Origin of the sequence: Hydrogenophaga sp. IBVHS1, from assembly GCF_002127265.1 — a bacterium.
In the GTDB taxonomy this organism is placed as follows: domain Bacteria; phylum Pseudomonadota; class Gammaproteobacteria; order Burkholderiales; family Burkholderiaceae_C; genus Hydrogenophaga.
The window spans coordinates 408,288-426,959 of sequence record NZ_NFUU01000001.1; the positions used below are offsets into that span (position 1 = coordinate 408,288).

The 18,672-nt window shown below is 62.9% G+C and carries 17 protein-coding genes; 12 read left to right on the forward strand and 5 right to left on the reverse strand.

The annotated features are described in order from the left end of the window. Positions 1 to 3: 3 nt before the first annotated feature. Both CAP37_RS02040 and ilvA read right to left on the reverse strand, forming a co-directional pair. Entirely contained in the window at positions 4 to 1,098 is a 1,095-nt protein-coding gene (locus CAP37_RS02040; protein ID WP_256926853.1) for a nicotinate-nucleotide--dimethylbenzimidazole phosphoribosyltransferase, read from the reverse strand. A 20-nt stretch (positions 1,099 to 1,118) separates the two neighbouring features. Further along, entirely contained in the window at positions 1,119 to 2,720 is a 1,602-nt protein-coding gene (gene ilvA, locus CAP37_RS02045; protein WP_086122636.1) for a threonine ammonia-lyase, biosynthetic, read from the reverse strand. A 230-nt stretch (positions 2,721 to 2,950) separates the two neighbouring features. Here ilvA and CAP37_RS02050 point away from each other — a divergent pair, with 230 nt between their 5' ends. Further along, positions 2,951 to 3,400 (forward strand): OsmC family protein, encoded by a 450-nt coding sequence (locus CAP37_RS02050; RefSeq protein ID WP_086122637.1) that lies wholly within the window; start codon positions 2,951 to 2,953, stop codon positions 3,398 to 3,400. Positions 3,401 to 3,403: 3 nt separating this feature from the next. Here CAP37_RS02050 and coq7 read toward each other — a convergent pair whose 3' ends face one another. Continuing rightward, positions 3,404 to 4,051, reverse strand: coding sequence for a 2-polyprenyl-3-methyl-6-methoxy-1,4-benzoquinone monooxygenase (coq7, locus tag CAP37_RS02055; RefSeq protein WP_086124772.1), 648 nt, complete (start codon positions 4,049 to 4,051; stop codon positions 3,404 to 3,406). 325 nt (positions 4,052 to 4,376) lie between these two features. Between coq7 and CAP37_RS02060 the strand changes: the two genes are divergently transcribed. Together CAP37_RS02060 and CAP37_RS02065 are read left to right on the forward strand one after the other, a co-directional pair. Beyond that, positions 4,377 to 5,384 (forward strand): porin, encoded by a 1,008-nt coding sequence (locus CAP37_RS02060; protein WP_086122638.1) that lies wholly within the window; start codon positions 4,377 to 4,379, stop codon positions 5,382 to 5,384. A gap of 276 nt (positions 5,385 to 5,660) precedes the next feature. Further along, positions 5,661 to 6,620, forward strand: coding sequence for a porin (locus CAP37_RS02065; RefSeq protein ID WP_086122639.1), 960 nt, complete (start codon positions 5,661 to 5,663; stop codon positions 6,618 to 6,620). An 81-nt stretch (positions 6,621 to 6,701) separates the two neighbouring features. On the opposite strand, the gene CAP37_RS02070 is transcribed toward CAP37_RS02065, so the two are convergent. Next, positions 6,702 to 7,019 carry a helix-hairpin-helix domain-containing protein gene (locus tag CAP37_RS02070; RefSeq protein WP_086122640.1) on the reverse strand — a complete coding sequence of 106 codons (318 nt, stop codon included), beginning with the start codon at positions 7,017 to 7,019 and terminating at the stop codon, positions 6,702 to 6,704. 201 nt (positions 7,020 to 7,220) lie between these two features. On the opposite strand from CAP37_RS02070, the gene CAP37_RS02075 reads away from it, so the two are divergent. From CAP37_RS02075 to CAP37_RS02110, 8 genes are all read left to right on the forward strand, one after another. Next, positions 7,221 to 8,036, forward strand: a complete 816-nt coding sequence (locus CAP37_RS02075; RefSeq protein ID WP_143435866.1) for a DUF3047 domain-containing protein — start codon at positions 7,221 to 7,223, stop codon at positions 8,034 to 8,036. A 172-nt stretch (positions 8,037 to 8,208) separates the two neighbouring features. Further along, complete coding sequence (locus tag CAP37_RS02080; RefSeq protein WP_086122642.1) at positions 8,209 to 9,780, forward strand: ABC transporter substrate-binding protein; 1,572 nt, start codon at positions 8,209 to 8,211, stop codon at positions 9,778 to 9,780. Between the two features lie 63 nt (positions 9,781 to 9,843). Beyond that, complete coding sequence (locus CAP37_RS02085; protein ID WP_086122643.1) at positions 9,844 to 10,824, forward strand: ABC transporter permease; 981 nt, start codon at positions 9,844 to 9,846, stop codon at positions 10,822 to 10,824. A gap of 14 nt (positions 10,825 to 10,838) precedes the next feature. Beyond that, positions 10,839 to 12,122, forward strand: a complete 1,284-nt coding sequence (locus CAP37_RS02090; protein WP_086124773.1) for a M20 aminoacylase family protein — start codon at positions 10,839 to 10,841, stop codon at positions 12,120 to 12,122. After that, complete coding sequence (locus CAP37_RS02095; protein WP_086122644.1) at positions 12,119 to 13,696, forward strand: ABC transporter substrate-binding protein; 1,578 nt, start codon at positions 12,119 to 12,121, stop codon at positions 13,694 to 13,696. The genes CAP37_RS02090 and CAP37_RS02095 overlap by 4 nt, the downstream gene beginning before the upstream one ends. An 84-nt stretch (positions 13,697 to 13,780) precedes the next feature. Then, positions 13,781 to 14,689: an ABC transporter permease gene (locus tag CAP37_RS02100; protein WP_373271085.1), complete on the forward strand. Its 909-nt coding sequence runs from the start codon at positions 13,781 to 13,783 to the stop codon at positions 14,687 to 14,689. Between the two features lie 2 nt (positions 14,690 to 14,691). Further along, complete coding sequence (locus CAP37_RS02105; protein WP_086122646.1) at positions 14,692 to 15,669, forward strand: ABC transporter ATP-binding protein; 978 nt, start codon at positions 14,692 to 14,694, stop codon at positions 15,667 to 15,669. A gap of 50 nt (positions 15,670 to 15,719) precedes the next feature. Next, complete coding sequence (locus tag CAP37_RS02110) at positions 15,720 to 16,763, forward strand: ABC transporter ATP-binding protein (RefSeq protein WP_086124774.1); 1,044 nt, start codon at positions 15,720 to 15,722, stop codon at positions 16,761 to 16,763. A gap of 6 nt (positions 16,764 to 16,769) precedes the next feature. Here CAP37_RS02110 and CAP37_RS02115 read toward each other — a convergent pair whose 3' ends face one another. Next, positions 16,770 to 17,618, reverse strand: a complete 849-nt coding sequence (locus CAP37_RS02115; protein ID WP_086122647.1) for a MurR/RpiR family transcriptional regulator — start codon at positions 17,616 to 17,618, stop codon at positions 16,770 to 16,772. 62 nt (positions 17,619 to 17,680) lie between these two features. Between CAP37_RS02115 and tal the strand changes: the two genes are divergently transcribed. Further along, positions 17,681 to 18,622 (forward strand): transaldolase, encoded by a 942-nt coding sequence (gene tal / locus CAP37_RS02120; protein ID WP_086122648.1) that lies wholly within the window; start codon positions 17,681 to 17,683, stop codon positions 18,620 to 18,622. Positions 18,623 to 18,672: the final 50 nt, after the last annotated feature.

The window sequence follows — 18,672 nt, forward strand, 5'->3', positions numbered from 1 at the left end:
CCTTCAGCGCTCCAGCAGGCGCTGCGCCGCCAGCAGCAGCGGCCATGCCATCATGGCGCCGGTGCCCTGGCTCACGCGCAGGCCCATGTCCAGCAGGGGCTGCGCCTGCAGGTGGATCAGCATGAGTCGGTGTCCGGTCTCTGCGGTGCGGTGGGCATACACCAGGTAGTCCGCCACGTCCGGGCAGAGCCCGCGAGCCACCAGCGCAGCCGCGCCAGACACGTAGCCGTCGACCACCACCACGCGCCGCTCGCTTGCCGCCTGCAACATCGCGCCGACCATCATGGCGATCTCGAAACCGCCCAGCGCGGCCAGCGCGTCCAGCGGGCTGAGGGCCTTGCGATGGCGGGATGCGGCCGCCGAAAGCTTCTCGATGCGCTGCAGATGTGCGCTGTCGTCCAGCCCCGGCATCTGGAAATCGTCGCGCACGCAGGCATCGGCCAGCGGCACCCCGCAAAGACGGGAGAGCAGCAGCGACGCACTTACCATGTTGGCCACGCCCACGTCGCCGATGGCAATCACGTTGCCGGGCAGATGGCGCACCACGTCCATGCCGGCATGCAGGGCGGACACCACCTGCGCCTGCGACATCGCCGGCCCCAGCAGCAGGTTGCGCGTGCCGTAGCCGATCTTGCGCGCCAGCAGGGGCGCCCGGGTGCGCGCCGCTTCGGGCAGATCGATGTGCGTGGCCACGCCAGCATCGACCACCGAAAGATCGAAGCCGTGCATGTCGGCCAGCGCATTGACCGGCGCCAGCCCCATCAGCAGCTGCAGCACATGCTCGACCGTCATGCCTTGCTCCAGCGCCGACATGCCTTCATCGGAGATGCCGTGGTCGCCGGCAAACACGACCAGTTGCGGCGAGTCAAAGGCAAGCCGATCGAATGGCATCGGGCCGCCGTTCTGGATTCGCGCGAGCTGCAGCACCAGGTCTTCCATGCGGCCGAGCGCGTGCTCGGGAAGGCCCTCGGACGCGAGGCGCTGCTTCACGGAGTGGTCCAGCAACGTGTCGGCGGTCGGCGCGATGTGTGGCAGATGAAGGTTGGCCGGCAGCTCCTGCACGCGCCGGCTGTTCATCGGGGCAAAGACGGGATCCATGGCCATGTGCGCTTGTCGGTTCAGCTTTTCAGGAAAAGGCGGTACACGGGGTTCGCGGTTTCTTCCACGTAGGGGTAACCCAGCGTCTCGAGAAATTTGTCAAAGGCTTTGTGATCCTTGGTGGGCACCTGCAAGCCCACCAGGATGCGGCCGTAGTCGGCGCCCTGGTTGCGGTAGTGGAAAAGGCTGATGTTCCAGCCCGGGCGCATGAGGCTCAGGAATTTCAGCAGCGCGCCGGGTCGCTCAGGAAAGATGAAGCGCAGCAACCGCTCGTCCTGCGCCAGTGGCGAATGACCGCCCACCATATGACGAATGTGCTCCTTGGCCAGCTCGTCGTGGGTCAGGTCGAGCGTCTCGAATCCGTGCTTGATGAGGTTGGTGGCAATTCGGCTGGACTCGCCCTTGCCATGCGTGGTCAGGCCCACGAACACATGGGCCTGGCTTCCATCGTGAATGCGGTAGTTGAATTCGGTCACGTTGCGCGCTCCACCCGGCAGTTCTCCGATGGTTTCGCAGAAGCGGCGGAAGCTCCCGCGCTCCTCGGGGATGGTCACCGCGAAAAGTGCTTCGCGCTCTTCGCCCACTTCGGCGCGCTCGGCCACGAAGCGCAGGCGGTCGAAGTTCATGTTGGCGCCGCACAGGATCGCGGCGTAGGTCTCCCCGCGCGTCTTGTTGGTGGCAACGTACTGTTTGATGGCCGCCACCGCAAGCGCGCCAGACGGCTCGACGATGCTGCGCGTGTCCACGAACACATCCTTGATGGCGGCGCACACCGCGTCGGTGTCCACGGTGATGAACTCGTCGACCAGTTCGCGGGCGATGCGAAAGGTTTCTTCACCCACCAGCTTGACCGCCGTGCCGTCGGCGAAAAGTCCCACGTCGGCGAGCGTTACCCGCGAGCCACCCTGCACCGATTGCATCATCGCGTCCGAATCGTTCATCTGCACGCCGATGACCTTGATCTCCGGCCGCACCGCCTTGATGTAGTTGGCCACGCCCGAGATCAAGCCCCCACCACCGATGGCCACGAACACCGCATCCAGGTGGTCCGAGCCCAGGCTCTGCAACTGGCGCAGGATCTCCATCGCAATCGTGCCCTGGCCGGCGATCACGTCCGGGTCGTCGAAGGGATGCACGAAGGTCAGGCCCTGGCTGGCCTGCAATTGGACCGCGTGCGTGTAGGCGTCGGAGTAGCTGTCACCGTGCAGCACCACTTCGCCGCCGAAGCCACGCACCGCATCGACCTTCAATTGCGGCGTGGTGGTGGGCATCACGATCACCGCTCGCGAGCCCAGTTTGCGAGCACCGAGCGCCACGCCTTGTGCATGGTTGCCCGCCGAAGCACAGATCACGCCCTTCTTCAATTGCTCTGCGCTCAGGTGCGCCATCTTGTTGTAGGCCCCGCGCAGCTTGAAGCTGAACACGGGCTGCTGGTCCTCGCGCTTGAGCAGCACCTTGTTGTGCAGCCGGCGGCTCAGGTCGTTGGCGGGCTCCAGCGCTGATTCCACTGCCACGTCATAGACGCGAGCGGTCAGGATCTTCTTGAGGTAGTCGGCCGGCCCCATGTTGGTGAGCGGCGAAAGGCTGGCGGTTTGGGGGGGCTTTTTGACTCGGGCTGGCATGGTGTTCCTCGAGGCCGATCATAGCCAGCAGGTCTGAGAGGCCAAAAAAAGCCCGGACTGGCAGAACCGGTCCGGGCTTGAATCCACCCGTGGAGGGTAGAGGAGACAACCTTCAATACAATGCCGCCAGTATATCGATCCCATGCTGCGATGCAACATCCCTTGTTGCTTTTCTATCTTTTTTAGAGCGCCGGGCCCAATACCGTTCAATTCTTCACGACTGTACCGACATGGAATGCACCGTCACCTGGACCGGCGCCGCCGGCACCCGATCCCACATGGGCTTTGTGGCTGAAACCGGAAGCGGCCACGTGATCACGATGGACGGCGCGCCCGACGCCGACAAGCCGGCCAATGGGGGCTCCAATCTGGCGGCGCGCCCGATGGAGACCGTGCTGGCCGGTACCGGCGGCTGTACAGCCTACGACGTGGTGCTCATCCTCAAACGCGGACGTCACGATGTGCGCGGTTGCAGTGTGAAGCTGGTGACCGAGCGCGCGCCGGTGGATCCGAAGGTGTTCACCAAGATCCACATGCATTTCACGGTCAGTGGCCAGGGCATCCCGGCCAGCGCGGTGGAACGGGCCATTGCCATGAGCCACGAAAAATACTGCTCGGCCAGCATCATGCTGGGCAAGACCGCAGAGATCACGACCAGCTTTGACTTGCTGGAGGCCTGAGACTCAGATGCGGTGCGCCACGGTGGTCATCACCCTGGCTGCTGCGCGCATGAGGCCCCTGATCGGGGCGGGCAGTTCGATGCCTCCAGCGTGTTGCGCATCGCGCGCGTGGCGTGCTTCGTCGTCCCTCATTTGCGCCACGATGGCCCTTGAAGCCTGATCGCCCACGGGCAACCGGTCCATGTGGCTGGCCAGGTGGGCTTCCACCTGGCGTTCGGTTTCCACCACAAAGCCCAGGCTCACACCCTGGCCCATGCGGCCCGCCAGCAGCCCCAGACCGAAAGCGCCTGCGTACCAGAACGGATTGAGCAGGGAGGGCTTCGCGCCCAGCTCGTCCATGCGAGCCTGCGTCCACGCCAGATGATCCGTTTCCTCCCGACCAGCCACCTCCAGTTGCCGAGCCAGCGCTTCGTCGGGCTGACGACCGCCACGTGGCCAGCGAGCGGCGAGGGCTTGGGCCGAGTACAAGGCCTGCGCGCACACCTCACCGACATGGTTCACGCGCATCAGCGCGCCTGAAAGTCGTCGTTCCTCCTCGGTCAGTTCGGGCGCTGGCGTCTGCTCGGGCAGGGTCGGGCACTCGCGCGAGGCGCGGGGTGTGACGAACAAAGTTCTCAGTGCAGAGTCGGCGGCGTTCAGCAATGCATCCATCTGAAGTCCTGTGGCGAGAGTGAAAAAAGCACTGTAGCGCATGGAACTTGAGGGCTCATCGGGCTGGGAAATTGTGATGACGATCCCGCGCATGATGTGATTCGTGGCCGAAATGCGTCAACTCGGTGCATGTAGTACTTTGTTTGTAATTCAACTGCACCAAAATGGAATTCCGTTGTTGTCTGGCGACGAATTGTTCCTTTGTGCTTCAAAACTTTTGCAACCGCAGAGCCCTTCTGGTGCAATGACCGCAGCTTCCTCAACGGAGGTTGGCTCGACGGCTCAAGACCTTCGGCCTCTTTACTCAACCTTGGAGAAACCCTCAATGAAAAAGACCCTGATTGCACTGGCAGCCGTGGCCGCTACGGGCGCCGCTTTTGCCCAGTCCTCCGTCACGCTGTTCGGTATCGTTGACCTGAACATCCGCAACGTCCGCCAAGGTGGCGACAACCTGACCTCCATGAGCCAGGACGGTATCGCTTCCAGCCGCCTCGGTTTCCGTGGCGTGGAAGACCTCGGTGGTGGCATGAGCGCTGGCTTCTGGCTGGAAGCTGGCCTGAACCCTGACACCGGCACCCCTGCCGGCGTGCAGTTCCAGCGTCGCAGCACCGTGAGCCTGATGGGCGGTTTCGGTGAAGTTCGTCTGGGCCGTGACTACACCCCGACCTTCTGGAACCACACCGTGTACGATCCGTTCGGCACCAACGGCGTGGGCAGCTCTGTCAACACGTTCACCGTGCTGGGCAGCGGCGCCACCACCCTGGTTCGCGCGAACAACAGCCTGAGCTACTTCACCCCTAACCTGGGTGGTTTCGGTGCGCAAGTGATGTATTCCTTCAAGGAAACCGCTGCTGCGAATGACCCGAACGAGTACGCCGGTGTTCGCCTGACCTACGCTGCGGGTCCCCTGAGCGCCGCTCTGGCCACCGCTTCCGAAGGCTCCAGCATCGCCACCGAGTCGTTCAAGCGCACCAACTTCGGTATCTCCTACGACTTCGGCGTTGCCAAGCCGATGGCTCAGTACACCCAGGGCAAGTTTGGCGCGGCCAAGGTCAACCACTACCTGCTGGGCGTGACCGCTCCTGTGGGCCCGGGCAACCTGAAGGCTTCTTACACCCGCTCTGACTACAACGCAGCAGCTGGTGACCAGGACGCCAACCAGATCGCCGTGGGTTACGACTACAACCTGTCCAAGCGCACCGCTCTGTACGGCACGTTCTCGCGTATTTCCAACAAAAACGGCGGCACCAAGGGCCTGGCCCCCAATGCAGCAGCTGTGACGCCTAGCGGCAACTCCACCGGCCTCGAAGTCGGCGTTCGCCACGCTTTCTAAGCACGTCGCTGGCTCACGCCAGCTTCGAGCAAAGAATCAAAAGCCCACTGCGCAAGCGGTGGGCTTTTTTCATGGGCGTTCCTAAAGGAAGCGCGTGTGAAACTGGTATGGATTTTGCTGATCCACTGCATCAAATCGCATGTTGTCAGGCTGCAACGATTTGACGGCTTTTCATCAAGTTGTAGGGGATAACCCTGTAATTGAACGAGCGCAGTGCCTAAGATCGAGTTTGTGTCGAGATACCCATACCCGTTAAACCACCTCCAAGGAAATCACATGAAAAAATCGCTAGTTGCTTTGGCCGTTCTTGGCGCGTTTGCAGGCGCTGCCAGCGCCCAGTCTTCCGTCTCGATCTACGGTATCGCAGACGTCTGGGTCGGCAGCGTGGACAATGGCGCTGGCTCCATCTCCAAGCTGGACTCGGGTGGCCTGCAGGCCAGCCGTCTGGGCTTCAAGGGCACGGAAGATCTCGGTGGTGGCCTTTCCGCCATCTTCGGCCTGGAAGCTGGCCTGGCCATGGACACCGGTACCGCCGGCGGCCTGAAGTTCGATCGCCAGTCGTTCGTGGGCTTTGAAGGTGGCTTCGGTCAGATCATTGCCGGTAAGGTGTGGTCTGCTTACGACGACATCAGCGCCGCTTCTTTCAGCGGCTTCGACTCGGCTTTCAGCCCTGAATACTTCGCCTTCGGCAGCACCAGCTACTCTGCCAACCCGAACAACGGCTTCAAGTACAGCTCGCCCACCTTTGGTGGCATCAGCGGTGCTGTGTCTTACGCGCTGGACGAGAACAACGCGGTCGACGAAAACACCACGGCCTTCCACCTGAAGTACGCTGGCGGCCCGATCTATGTCGGCGCGGCTTACCAGGAAGAAACCGCTGGCGCTACCGAGTCGAAGTTCACCCGCGTGGGCGCTTCCTATGACCTGGGCGTGGCCAAGCTCCTCGGCTCGTTCGGTCAGCTGAAGCAGACCGGTGGCCTCAAGACCACCGACTACGCTTTCGGCGTGGACGTGCCCCTGGGCAGCGCACTGACCCTGGGCGCAGGCTATGCCCGCGGCAAGGACAACGCCGCCAAGGGCGACGAGAAGCGCGACGCCTTCGGCATCGTGGCAACCTACAGCCTTTCCAAGCGCACCACCGCTTACGCTGGCTACACCACCGGCGACGGCAAGACCGCTGGCGTGAAGACCAAAGAGCTGGACCAGTACGCCGTGGGTATCCGCCACACCTTCTGATCGACGTTCCCCGGAACACCGACCAGCAAAAAGCCACCCGGTTTACCGGGTGGCTTTTTTTTGTGTGACAGCAGGCTGGGGTTATTTTGTGGTCTTCGTCGGCTTTTTCTCTGCGGCACTTGCCGTGCTGCCTGCCTTGTAGGCCTCACCATTCACCGTCAGCCCTTCGGCAGAGAGTTTGCCGGCGCGCTTGTCGCCAATGCCGGGCACCCGCTCAACCAGATCAGACCAGTTCTTGAACGGCGATGCCTTGCGCGCATCGAGCATCTTCCCTGACGTGCCGGGCCCGATGCCCTTGATGCTGTCCAGGTCGGCTGCGGTGGCCGTGTTGACGTCCACGGCGGCCCAGCAGTTGAGGGCAAAGACGGCCAGCAGGGCGGCCACGGTTTTTTTGATCATGCATTTCCTCCACAAGGGAACCAGGTTTTGAATCGCCTGCAGGCCGAAGGTATTTGTGACAGACCCGAATCGGTGCAGGCGGGTGCCGCAAAGCGACATCCGGCCGAAAATGTAATTCTTTTGTTTTCATTTGTCATCCGGGTGTTTACCGGGATGAAAAGCTTGCCCCCTTAGACTCGCGCAACGAGCAGGAGAGGTGTCTTGGCCCGAGGACCTATGCGACCGAACAAGCTGAGTTGGGGAATGGTGCTGCTGGCCGCCATGCTGGCCGGGTGCGTCGGGCCGCTGGCCCGCGAAGATGCTCCGGGGACCGACGACACCCTGGCTGTCGACTCCGCCAGTGTGAAGGCGCCGCCAAAGCTGAAGGCGGCGGCGAACCTGCTCCTGACGACGCCAGCGCGGGTGCCGGACTGGGAAACCTTTGTGTTTCCCGGCAAGCGGTTTGCGCCATTTGAACCGGTCTCGGTGCTGGAGCGTCAGGCGCTGCGCGTGAAGGCGAGCAGCTCGGTCAGCATCTTGCGGCAGCGCTTCGAGCCGACCTTGAGCCACGTGGGCCGCTTGAGCTTTTCATGGCGCGTCGATGGTCTTCCAGACAAGGCGGATCTCACCCAGGCGGCTCTGGCCGATTCACCGGTGCGGGTGGTGCTGGCGTTCGAGGGAGATCGCCAGCGCTGGCCGCCGAAGGCGCATCGGCTGTCGGAGATGAGCCGTCTCTTCACGGGTGAGGAGTTGCCCTACGCCACGCTGGTCTACGTGTGGAGCGTGAGGGATGCGCCGGGCAGTGTGGTGTTGAACCCGCGCACAGACCGCATCCGAAAACTGGTGCTCGACAGTGGCACCGAACGGCTGGGTCAATGGCGCGACCATGTGCGCGACGTGCGGGCTGACTTTCTTCTGGCGTTCGGAGAGGAGCCTGGGCCGCTGCGCGCGGTGGCGCTCATGACCGACACCGACAACACCCAGAGCGGACTCACCGCCTGGTACGGGACGCTGACCCTGGAAGGTGCAGCCGACTGAGCGCCAGCCGTTGAGTGAGGCGTGCTCCGCAGCGATGCATGCCCAGCCGAAAACCGACACCCAGGTGACCATTGCAGTGCGTTTTGACCACGCGGTTGGGGTTAGTCCCGTGCATGAGCGGGAACGTTTGTTGCATAGTTGCGAGATGTTCATTTTATTTAGGTGTCAACAAATGAAATTTCGACTTGCACTCCTTTGCGCCGCAATGGCGATGGGCGTCGGTGGTGTCCAGGCAAAGACCTTCAAATGGACCAGCGCCAGCGACATTCCCACCTGGGACATCCATTCGCAGAACAACGCCTTGGCCAACGGCGTTCACGCATCGGTTTATGAGTCGCTTGTTTACTACAACAGCCGCACCTTCAAGCCCGAGCCCATGCTGGCCAGCGGCTGGACGCAGGTGTCTCCCACGCAGTTGCGCATCACGCTGCGCAATGGGGTGAAGTTTCATGATGGGTCGCCTTTCACGGCCGACGATGCGGTGTTCTCCATCGAGCGCGCCATGACCAAGACCTCGAACTTCACGGTTTACACCCAGGGAATCACGAAGGTGACGAAGGTGAACAACAACACCATCGACATCATCACCGGTGGTCCCAACCCGGTGCTCATCAACCAGATGACCGAGTTGCGCATGATGAGCAAGGCCTGGGCCGAGAAGAACAACTCGACCGCGCCCAAAGACATCAAGACGCAGGACGAGAACTTTGCCCACCGCAATGCGAACGGCACCGGACCCTTCATGCTGAAGGAATGGCAGCCCGACCAGAAGATCGTGCTGGTGAAGAACCCCAACTGGTGGGGCACCGCTGAAGGCAATGTGACCGAGATCGTCTACACCCCCGTGAAGGCCGTGGCCACGCGCATGGCCGCGTTGCTGTCGGGCGAGGTGGATTTCGTGCTTGACCCCAGCCCGCAGGATCTGCCCCGCATCCGCCAGGACGGCAATCTGAAGGTGATGGACGGGGTCGAGAACCGCACCATTTTCTTTGGCATGGACCAGTTCCGCGACGAGCTGCCTGGCAGCAGCGTCAAGGGCAAGAACCCGCTGAAAGATCAGCGCGTGCGCAAGGCGCTTTATCAGGCCATCGATATCAATGCCATCACCCGCGTAAGCCTGCGTGGTCTCGGTCAGGCCACGGGTGCGCTGGTGGCGCCGCAGGTGGCGGGTTGGACCGAAGCGGTGCATCAGCGCCATCCCTTCGATGTGGCCGCTGCGCAGAAGCTGCTGGCCGATGCCGGCTACAAAGACGGCTTCGAGATTGATTTCGCTTGCCCGAACAACCGCTACATCAACGACGAACAGATCTGCCAGGCCGTGACCGCCATGTGGGCTCGCATTGGCGTGAAGGCCAAGCTGCGCACGCTGCCGCTGGCCACCTACTTCCCGATGATCCAGCGCTTCGAGGCGAGCATCTACATGCTGGGCTGGGGCGTACCGACCTTCGATGCCCTCTACAGCCTGCAGTCATTGGTGCGCACACTGGGCACGGGTGGTGATGGCAACTACAACGTGGGCCGCTACAGCAACCCCAAGATGGACGCGATCATCGACCGCGCCAAGACCGAGACCGATCCGTTTGTCCGTCCGCGCCTGCTGACCGAGGCGCTGGCGTTGCAGAACGAAGACGTGGCCCACATTCCTCTGCACAACCAGATCATCCCCTGGGCGATGAAGAAGAACATCGATGTGGTGCACCGCGCTGACAACCGCCTGGATTGGCGTTTGATCAAGGTAAACTGATTTCAGACAGTCAGACGAGGGTCGCGCACCGACAGGGGCGACCCTCTCTTCATTTCCAACAAGATGTTCGCATTCATTCTCCGACGGCTCGCGCAAGCGGTCGTTGTCATGGTCAGCGTGGCGCTGATCGCGTTCATGTTGTTCCAGTACGTGGGCGATCCCGTGGTCTTTTTGCTGGGGCAGGACGCCACCGCAGATCAGATCCGTGAACTGCGCGCCGATCTCGGCCTGGACCAACCCTTCTTCGTTCAGTTCTGGCATTTCCTGGCCAACGCCGTGCAGGGCGAGTTCGGTCTGTCGCTGCGGCAGGGCGCGAAAGTCTCGCGTCTGATCGCCGAGCGTTTTCCAGCAACGCTGGAACTCTCCATGGTGGCGGCAGTGCTGGCGCTCGCGGTGGGCATTCCGATGGGCGTGTATGCGGCCTTGCGGCGCGGCACATTCATGAGCCAGGTGTTCATGACCGTCTCCCTGCTCGGCGTGTCGCTGCCCACCTTCCTGATCGGCATCCTGCTGATCCTCGGCTTCGCGGTCAACCTGGGCTGGTTTCCCAGCTTCGGCCGTGGCGAAGTGACCCAGGTGGGCTGGTGGACCACCGGCCTGCTCAGTGCCAAAGGATGGCATCACATCACCCTGCCGGCGATCACATTGGCCATCTTCCAGCTCACGCTCATCATGCGGCTGGTGCGCGCTGAAATGCTGGAGGTGCTTCGCACCGATTACATCAAGTTCGCGCGCGCACGGGGCCTTACCAACCGGGCCGTGCATTTCGGCCATGCACTGAAAAACACGCTGGTGCCGGTGATGACCATCACGGGCTTGCAGCTCGGTGGCCTCATCGCTTTCGCCATCATCACCGAGACGGTGTTCCAGTGGCCGGGGATGGGTCTGCTGTTCATTCAGGCCGTGACCTTCGCCGACATTCCGGTGATGGCAGCCTATCTTTGCCTGATCGCACTGATCTTCGTGGTCATCAACCTGGTGGTCGACTTGCTGTACTTCGCGGTGGATCCCCGACTTCGCGTGGAAAAGGCAGGTGGCCATTGAACGCGCGCAACGACATGCTGGCTCCTCGCATCAAGGCCCATGGGCGCGCGTTCGCGCACATTGCTGCCTTCCATCCCGAGCTCACCGCGCTGCGCCGCGATCTGCACGCCCATCCCGAAATCGGCTTTGAAGAGCACTACACCGCCAGCCGAGTGGTGGAGTCCCTCAAGGTCTGTGGTGTGGATGAAATCCACACCGGCATTGGCAAGACGGGCGTGGTGGCCGTGATTCGTGGCCGCAAGACCGGCAGTGGCCGGATGATCGGCCTGCGTGCCGACATGGACGCCCTGCCCATGACCGAACACAACGACTTTGCCTGGCGCTCCACCCGGCCCGGCATGATGCACGGCTGCGGACACGACGGCCACACCACGATGCTGGTGGGCGCGGCGCGCTATCTCGCCGAGACTCGAAATTTCGACGGCACAGCGGTGCTGATCTTCCAGCCTGGCGAAGAAGGCTTTGCCGGCGCCAAGGCCATGATCGAAGACGGCCTGTTCGATCGTTTTCCGGTGCAGTCGGTCTATGGCATGCACAACTGGCCGCAGATGAAGCCTGGCATGGTGGGTGTGAATCCCGGGCCGATGATGGCTTCCGCCGACCGCATCACCATCGAGATCACCGGCAAGGGCGGTCATGGCGCGCACCCCTATCAGACGGTGGACCCGGTGCTGGTCGCCGCCCACATCATCACGGCGGTGCAGAGCATTGTCTCGCGCAATGTGCGCGCCATCGACAGCGCCGTCATCAGCCTGTGCGCGATGCAGGCTGGCGACATGGGCGCCTTCAGCGTGATGCCGGGCAAAGCCACGCTGGTGGGCACGGTGCGCACCTTCAACCCCGAGGTGCAGAACCTGGTGGAGAAGCGCCTGCATGAGGTGTGCTCCGGCGTGGCGCTGGGCCTGGGTGCTGCAGCGCATGTGAACTACGAGCGCATCTACCCGGCCACCGTCAACAGCCGCGACGAAGCCCGATTCGCAGGCGACGTGGCACAACGACTTGTTGGCCACGACCATGTGGATCGAAACATGGACCCGAGCATGGGCGCGGAGGATTTCTCCTTCATGCTCCAGGTCAAGCCAGGCGCCTACCTGCGACTGGGTCAGGGCACCGAAAGCGGCATGGGCGGGTGCTTCCTGCACAACAGCCGCTACGACTTCAACGACGAGGTGCTGCCCCTCGGTGCTGCTTTGCACGCAGGCCTGGTCGAGCACGGCATGCCCCTGTCGGACGATTCACCTGCCCAGAACATTTCACCGATTTCCGCAACCCCAACCGCAACAAGGAGCGACGCATGAAACTCAAGAAAACCCTGGCAGCCACCCTGGTGACTGCTGCCATGATCACCATGGGCGCAGCGTCCGCGCAAACCATCCGCATCGGCAACCAGGGCGATGCACTGTCGATGGACCCGCACTCGCTCAACGAATCGCTGCAGCTCAGCGTGACGGGCAACATCTACGAACCTCTCGTGGGCCGCGACGCCAACCTGAAGCTCGCTCCCGGGCTGGCCACCAGCTGGAAACAGACCTCGCCCACGGTCTGGCGCTTCGAACTGCGCAAGGGCGTAAAGTTTCACGATGGCGCCCCCTTCATCGCGGACGACGTGCTGTTCAGCTTCGAGCGTGCCGGAGCCGATGGCTCGGACATGAAGAGCTACGTCAACGACATCAAGGAAGTGCGCAAGGTCGGAGACTCCGTCATCGAGATCGAGACCAAGGCACCATTCCCCATCCTGCCCGATGTGATCTCGCTGCTGTTCATCATGAACAAGAAGTGGGCTGAGGACAACCAGGCCACGCGGCCGGTGGACCGCCGCAAGGGCATCGAGAACGCAGCGTCGTTCCGAGCCAACGGCACAGGCCCCTACCGTCTGCGCGAGCGCCAGCCCAACATCAAGACCGCCTTCGTTCGCAATGGCAACTACTGGGGCAAGATCGAAGGCAACGTCATCAACGTCGAGTACACGCCCATCGGCAATGACTCCACCCGCGTGGCGGCCTTGCTTTCAGGCCAGGTGGACGTGATCGAGCCAGTGCCGCTGCAGGACGTGGCCCGCATCAACGCCAGCGGCAAGACCAAGGTCATGCAGGGCCCCGAGCTGCGCACCATCTTTCTGGGCATGGACCAGAAGCGCGATGAGCTTCAGTACTCGAACATCAAGGGCAAGAACCCGTTCAAGGACAAGCGGGTGCGCCAGGCGTTCTACCAGGCGATCGACATCGCTGGCATCCAGCGCACCGTGATGCGCGGCGCCTCCAAGCCCACCGCACTCATGGTCGGCCCCGGCATCAACGGCTTCGACGATGCCATGAACACGCGCCTCCCGTTTGATCCCGAAGCGGCCAAGAAGCTGCTCGCCGACGCAGGCTATCCCAATGGCTTCGAGGTGGCGCTGAATTGCCCCAACGATCGTTACGTAAACGACGGCGCCATCTGCCAGGCCGTGGCCGCCAGCCTCGCGCGCGTGGGTGTAAAGATCAACCTGCAGGCCGAAACCAAGGGTACCTATTTCCCCAAAATCCTCCGGCGCGACACCAGCTTCTACATGCTGGGCTGGACGCCCGGTACCTACGACTCACACAACGCCCTCAACGCCCTGATGCGTTGCGTGGACGACAAGGGCAGCGGCCAGTTCAACCTGGGTTCGTATTGCAACCCCAAGGTCGACGAACTGACGCTGAAGATCCAGTCGGAAACCGACAAGCCCAAGCGCGATGCGCTGATCAAGGAAGCGTTCAAGCTGCACTCGGACGACATCGGCCACCTGCCGCTGCACCAGCAGGCCCTGGCCTGGGGCGTGGCCAGCAACGTGACGCTGGTCCAGCTGGCCGACAATTTCATGCCGTTTCGCTACATGTCGGTGAAGTAATCCGGCGCAATCGCCGCAGGACGTGGGGCGCGAGGCGTTCCATGTCCTGTCGGTGGTGATGATTCCAACCAGGTTCCCCACGTGATCAGTCTTCTCAAACGAGGCCTCGACAGCGATGTCGGCCACAGCTTTCGCACTTCTCCGACGGCCATCGTGGCGGCGGTGATTGCGTTCATCTGCATCTTCTGTGCGGTGTTCGCCCCCTGGGTCGCACCGCACAACCCTTTCGATCTGGCCACGCTGGAGCTTTCCAACGCGCGCCTTCCGCCAGCCTGGAGCCCCGATGGCTCGTCCAAATTCCTGCTCGGCACCGACGACCAGGGGCGCGACATTCTTTCGGCGCTCATGTACGGCGCGCGCATCTCGCTGGCGGTCGGCCTGGCCTCGGTGCTGCTGTCGGTGTTGATTGGCGTGTCCTTCGGCCTTCTGGCGGGATTCCTGGGCGGCTGGGTCGATGGCCTGCTCATGCGCCTGTGCGATGTGATGCTGTCGTTCCCGCCCATCCTCATTGCGCTGCTGATCGCCGGTGTGGGCAGGGCGTTGTTCCCGAATGCCCACGAGACGCTGGCATTTGGCGTGCTCATCATCTCCATCACGCTCACCGGCTGGGTCCAGTACGCACGCACTGTGCGGGGCTCCACGCTGGTGGAGCGCAACAAGGAATATGTGCAGGCCGCTCGGGTGACCGGCGTGGCACCGCTTCGCATCATGCGCAGCCATGTATTGCCCAACGTCATGGGCCCGGTGCTGGTGCTGGCCACCATTCAGGTGGCCACGGCCATCATCACCGAAGCCACCCTTTCTTTCCTCGGCGTGGGCGCACCACCCACCTCGCCTTCGCTCGGCACGCTCATCCGCGTGGGCAACGATTATTTGTTCTCCGGGGAATGGTGGATCACCATCTTCCCGGGCGCCATGTTGGTGCTGATCGCACTCAGCGTGAACCTGCTCGGCGACTGGCTTCGCGATGCATTGAACCCAAGACTGCGCTGAACATGTCCCTTCTACAAGTCAAGAACCTCGTTGTCGAATTCCCCAACCGGCGCGGCACGCTGCGCGCGCTCGACGACATCTCCTTCGACATCGCTCCGGGCGAGATCCTGGGTGTGGTGGGAGAGTCCGGCGCTGGAAAGTCGCTGACCGGCGCCTCCATCATCGGCCTGCTGGAGCCACCGGGGCGGATCGCCTCGGGGCAGATCCTGCTGCAGGGCGAGCGCATCGACAACCTGCCGCAGGAAGCCATGCGAAAGGTGCGCGGGCGAAAGATCGGCGCCATCTTCCAGGACCCGCTGACCTCGCTCAACCCGTTGTACTCCGTGGGTCGTCAGCTCATCGAGACCATCACCACCCACCTGCCGGTGAGCCAGGCCGAGGCACGCAAGCGGGCCATCGACCTGCTCAAGGACACCGGTATTCCTGCGGCTGAACAGCGGATCGACCACTTCCCGCACCAGTTTTCAGGTGGCATGCGGCAGCGCGTGGTGATTGCGCTGGCGCTGGCTGCCGAGCCGCAACTCATCGTGGCCGACGAGCCCACCACCGCGCTGGACGTGTCCATTCAGGCGCAGATCATCACGTTGCTCAAGACCATCTGCAAACAACGCGGTGCCGCGGTGATGCTGATCACGCACGACATGGGGGTGATCGCCGAGACCTGCGACCGCGTGGCCGTGATGTATGCCGGGCGCGTGGCAGAGATCGGCCCGGTGCACGAGGTCATCAACCACCCGGCCCACCCCTACACCGAGGGTCTGATGGCCTGCATCCCCGACATGAGCGAAGACCGCGAGCGTCTGCACCAGATCGACGGTGCCATGCCGCGTCTGAACGCCATTCCCTCAGGCTGTGCCTACAACCCCCGCTGCGAGAAGGTGTTCGATCGCTGCCACACGCAGCGCCCGGACCTGCTGAGCGCGGGCGCCACGCGCGCTGCCTGCTGGCTTCATGCCCATGACAAGGCGGTGGCGGCATGAGCGGCGACATGATCGACAAGGCCGTTCAGGCGCAAACCAGCAAATCGGCGATGGCTGCCTCGCATGCTTCCGTGTCCGCCGCCACCAACGAGGCCGCCTCTGCTGCGCCGCTGGTGCGGGCAACCGATCTGGCCAAGACCTTCGACGTCTCTGCACCCTGGCTCAACCGCGTCATCGAGCGCCAGCCACGCTTGCTGCTGCGGGCAGTTGACGGCGTGTCATTCGACATCCCGCGCGGCCAGACGCTGGCGCTGGTGGGCGAATCCGGCTGTGGCAAGAGCACCGTGGCGCGCCTGCTGGTGGGCCTCTATGAGCCCACGCGCGGCGGCTTCGAGTTCGATGGCCAGGATGCGCATGCCGCGTTCAAGACCCCCGAAGGCCGCAAGCTGCGCCGCCGAATCCAGATGATTTTCCAGGACCCCTACGCCAGTCTGAACCCGCGCTGGCGCGTTGAAGACATCATTGCCGAGCCACTGCGCGAACACGAAATTGAGACGGAACCCGCTGCGCTGAAGGAACGGGTTGCGGACCTGCTGCGGTCTGTCGGACTCTCGCCGCTGGACGGTCCGAAGTATCCGCACCAGTTCTCCGGCGGGCAGCGCCAGCGCATCTCGATTGCCCGCGCCCTGGCCACGCAACCTGAATTCCTGGTGTGCGACGAGCCCACCTCGGCGCTGGACGTGAGCGTGCAGGCGCAGGTGCTCAACATCATGAAAGACCTGCAGCGCGAGCGCGGGCTCACTTACCTTTTCATCAGCCACAACCTCGCGGTGGTGCGCCACGTGAGCGACCAGGTGGGCGTGATGTACCTCGGCCGCCTCGTGGAACTGGCGCCCAAGCACACCTTGTTCGACAGCCCGCGCCACCCCTACACGCGCATGCTGCTGGACGCGATCCCGAAGATGCACGACACGGGCAGGGCCCGCACTCCGGTGTCTGGCGAGGTGCCGAACCCGTTGAATCCCCCCAGTGGCTGTGCCTTCAATCCGCGCTGTCCGCATGCCAACGACCGTTGCCGCAACGAGCGGCCCAACCTGTTGACCTTGGGCGGCATCCGCATCGCGTGCCACGCGGTGGAAGAGGGACGGATCTAGCGGCCGTCACGTGTAGCGCTTGCTGCGCAGGTTGTTCTTCATTTCCTTCAGCAGAGGCTGAAGCTTCGCCCCACCGATGCGCAATGCCAGGCAGGTGGCGACCACGTCGATCACCATCAGGTGCATCAGACGCGAGGTCATGGGGCTGTAGCGGTCGTAACCTTCGGGGTGGTCGGCGGACAAATGAATATGCCCGCTCTGCGCCAGCGGTGAGCCGCTGGTGGTGATGACGATCACCGTGGCGCCGTGCTTGCGCGCAATGTCGGCCGCATCCATCAGGTCGCGCGTGCGGCCGGAGTTGGAGATGATCACCACGCAGTCTCCCGGGCCGAGCAGCGAGGCGCTCATCACCTGCATGTGGCCGTCGCTGTAGGCAATGGCATTGATCCCCAGGCGGAAGAATTTGTGCTGCGCATCCTGGGCCACGATGCCCGAGTTGCCCGCGCCGTAGAACTCGATGCGGCCTCGGTTCTTGTAGGTCGCCACCAGCGCGTCCACCGCCTTCTCGATGGCATGGCTGGACGCATCATTGCGGTACTTCAGGAAGGCCGCGACCGTGTTGTCGATCACCTTGACCAGGACGTCACTGGTCTTGTCGTCCGCGTCCACGCTGCGGTGAATGAAGGGCACGCCCTCGCTCACGGTGCCGGCCAGTTTGAGCTTGAAATCCGACAGGCCGTCGTAGCCCATGCTGCGGCAGAAGCGCACCACCGTGGGCTTGCTCACGTGGGCGCGCTCTGCAAGCTCGGTCACCGGCAGGCTGGCGAACGTGCGTGGGTCCAGGAGCACCAGCTTGGCCACGCGTTGCTCGGCGGGTGCCAGTGAGGGCAGAGAGGCTTTGATCCGGTCGAGCATGATGGACCCTGGTTACATAAGAAGGTGAAATTTTATTACGGAGATGGGTCGATAATTCGCGCATGAACCAGCTCGAAGCTCTCAAACAATTCACCACCGTCGTGGCCGATACCGGCGATTTCAAGCAGATTGCCGCCTACACGCCCCAGGACGCCACCACCAACCCGTCGCTGATTCTCAAGGCGGTGCAGAAGCCCGAGTACGCGCATCTGTTGCAGGACGCGGTGTCTCGTTATGGCGGGCAAGGGCCCGATGAGGTGATGAACCGGCTGCTGGTGCGCTTCGGCTGCGAAATCCTGAGCCTGATCCCCGGCCGGGTCTCCACCGAAGTCGACGCCCGCCTGAGTTTTGACACCGAAGCGACCTTGACGCGAGCGCGCCGAATCATCGACCTCTACCAGGGCGAAGGCGTGCATGTGGACCGCGTGCTGATCAAGATTGCTTCCACCTGGGAAGGCATCCAGGCCGCCGCCCGGCTGGAACGCGAAGGCATTCACACCAACCTCACGCTGCTGTTTTCGTTTGCCCAGGCCGTAGCCTGCGGGCAGGCAAAGGTGCAGCTGATCTCGCCCTTCGTGGGCCGCATCTACGACTGGTACAAGAAAAGCGCCGGCGCCCAGTGGGATGAGGCGGCCATGGCCGGCGCCAACGACCCCGGCGTTCGCTCCGTGCGGAGCATCTACGAGTTTTACAAGAAGCACGGCATCGCCACCGAAGTGATGGGGGCGAGCTTTCGAAACGTCGGACAGATCACCGCGCTGGCTGGCTGCGACCTGCTCACCATCAGCCCCGATCTGCTGGCCCAGCTCGCCGGCAACGAGGCTCCCTTGAAGCGCGCACTCAACGCCAGCGCGGCCAAAGACCTGGACATTCCCTTCGTGACCTACGACGAAGCCGGTTTCCGTTTTGCCCTCAATGAAGACGCCATGGCGACCGAGAAGCTGGCGGAAGGAATCCGAGCGTTCGTCGCCGACACCATCAAGCTGGAAGCCATGATGAAATAGTTGGGAATCGCAGACGAAAAAAAGCCCCGCAAGCAATTGCGGGGCTTTTT

Excerpts from the sequence above, each read along its gene's own strand:
- CAP37_RS02050 (WP_086122637.1), top strand. The coding sequence starts at position 2,951 with ATGGAATGCACCGTCACCTGGACCGGCGCCGCCGGCACCCGATCCCAC.
- CAP37_RS02095 (WP_086122644.1), top strand. The coding sequence starts at position 12,119 with ATGAAACTCAAGAAAACCCTGGCAGCCACCCTGGTGACTGCTGCCATG.
- CAP37_RS02065 (WP_086122639.1), top strand. The coding sequence starts at position 5,661 with ATGAAAAAATCGCTAGTTGCTTTGGCCGTTCTTGGCGCGTTTGCAGGC.
- CAP37_RS02040 (WP_256926853.1), bottom strand. The coding sequence starts at position 1,098 with ATGGATCCCGTCTTTGCCCCGATGAACAGCCGGCGCGTGCAGGAGCTG.
- CAP37_RS02085 (WP_086122643.1), top strand. The coding sequence starts at position 9,844 with ATGTTCGCATTCATTCTCCGACGGCTCGCGCAAGCGGTCGTTGTCATG.
- coq7 (WP_086124772.1), bottom strand. The coding sequence starts at position 4,051 with ATGGATGCATTGCTGAACGCCGCCGACTCTGCACTGAGAACTTTGTTC.
- CAP37_RS02115 (WP_086122647.1), bottom strand. The coding sequence starts at position 17,618 with ATGCTCGACCGGATCAAAGCCTCTCTGCCCTCACTGGCACCCGCCGAG.
- CAP37_RS02070 (WP_086122640.1), bottom strand. The coding sequence starts at position 7,019 with ATGATCAAAAAAACCGTGGCCGCCCTGCTGGCCGTCTTTGCCCTCAAC.
- CAP37_RS02110 (WP_086124774.1), top strand. The coding sequence starts at position 15,720 with ATGGCTGCCTCGCATGCTTCCGTGTCCGCCGCCACCAACGAGGCCGCC.
- CAP37_RS02080 (WP_086122642.1), top strand. The coding sequence starts at position 8,209 with ATGAAATTTCGACTTGCACTCCTTTGCGCCGCAATGGCGATGGGCGTC.
- CAP37_RS02090 (WP_086124773.1), top strand. The coding sequence starts at position 10,839 with ATGCTGGCTCCTCGCATCAAGGCCCATGGGCGCGCGTTCGCGCACATT.
- CAP37_RS02105 (WP_086122646.1), top strand. The coding sequence starts at position 14,692 with ATGTCCCTTCTACAAGTCAAGAACCTCGTTGTCGAATTCCCCAACCGG.
- ilvA (WP_086122636.1), bottom strand. The coding sequence starts at position 2,720 with ATGCCAGCCCGAGTCAAAAAGCCCCCCCAAACCGCCAGCCTTTCGCCG.
- CAP37_RS02060 (WP_086122638.1), top strand. The coding sequence starts at position 4,377 with ATGAAAAAGACCCTGATTGCACTGGCAGCCGTGGCCGCTACGGGCGCC.
- tal (WP_086122648.1), top strand. The coding sequence starts at position 17,681 with ATGAACCAGCTCGAAGCTCTCAAACAATTCACCACCGTCGTGGCCGAT.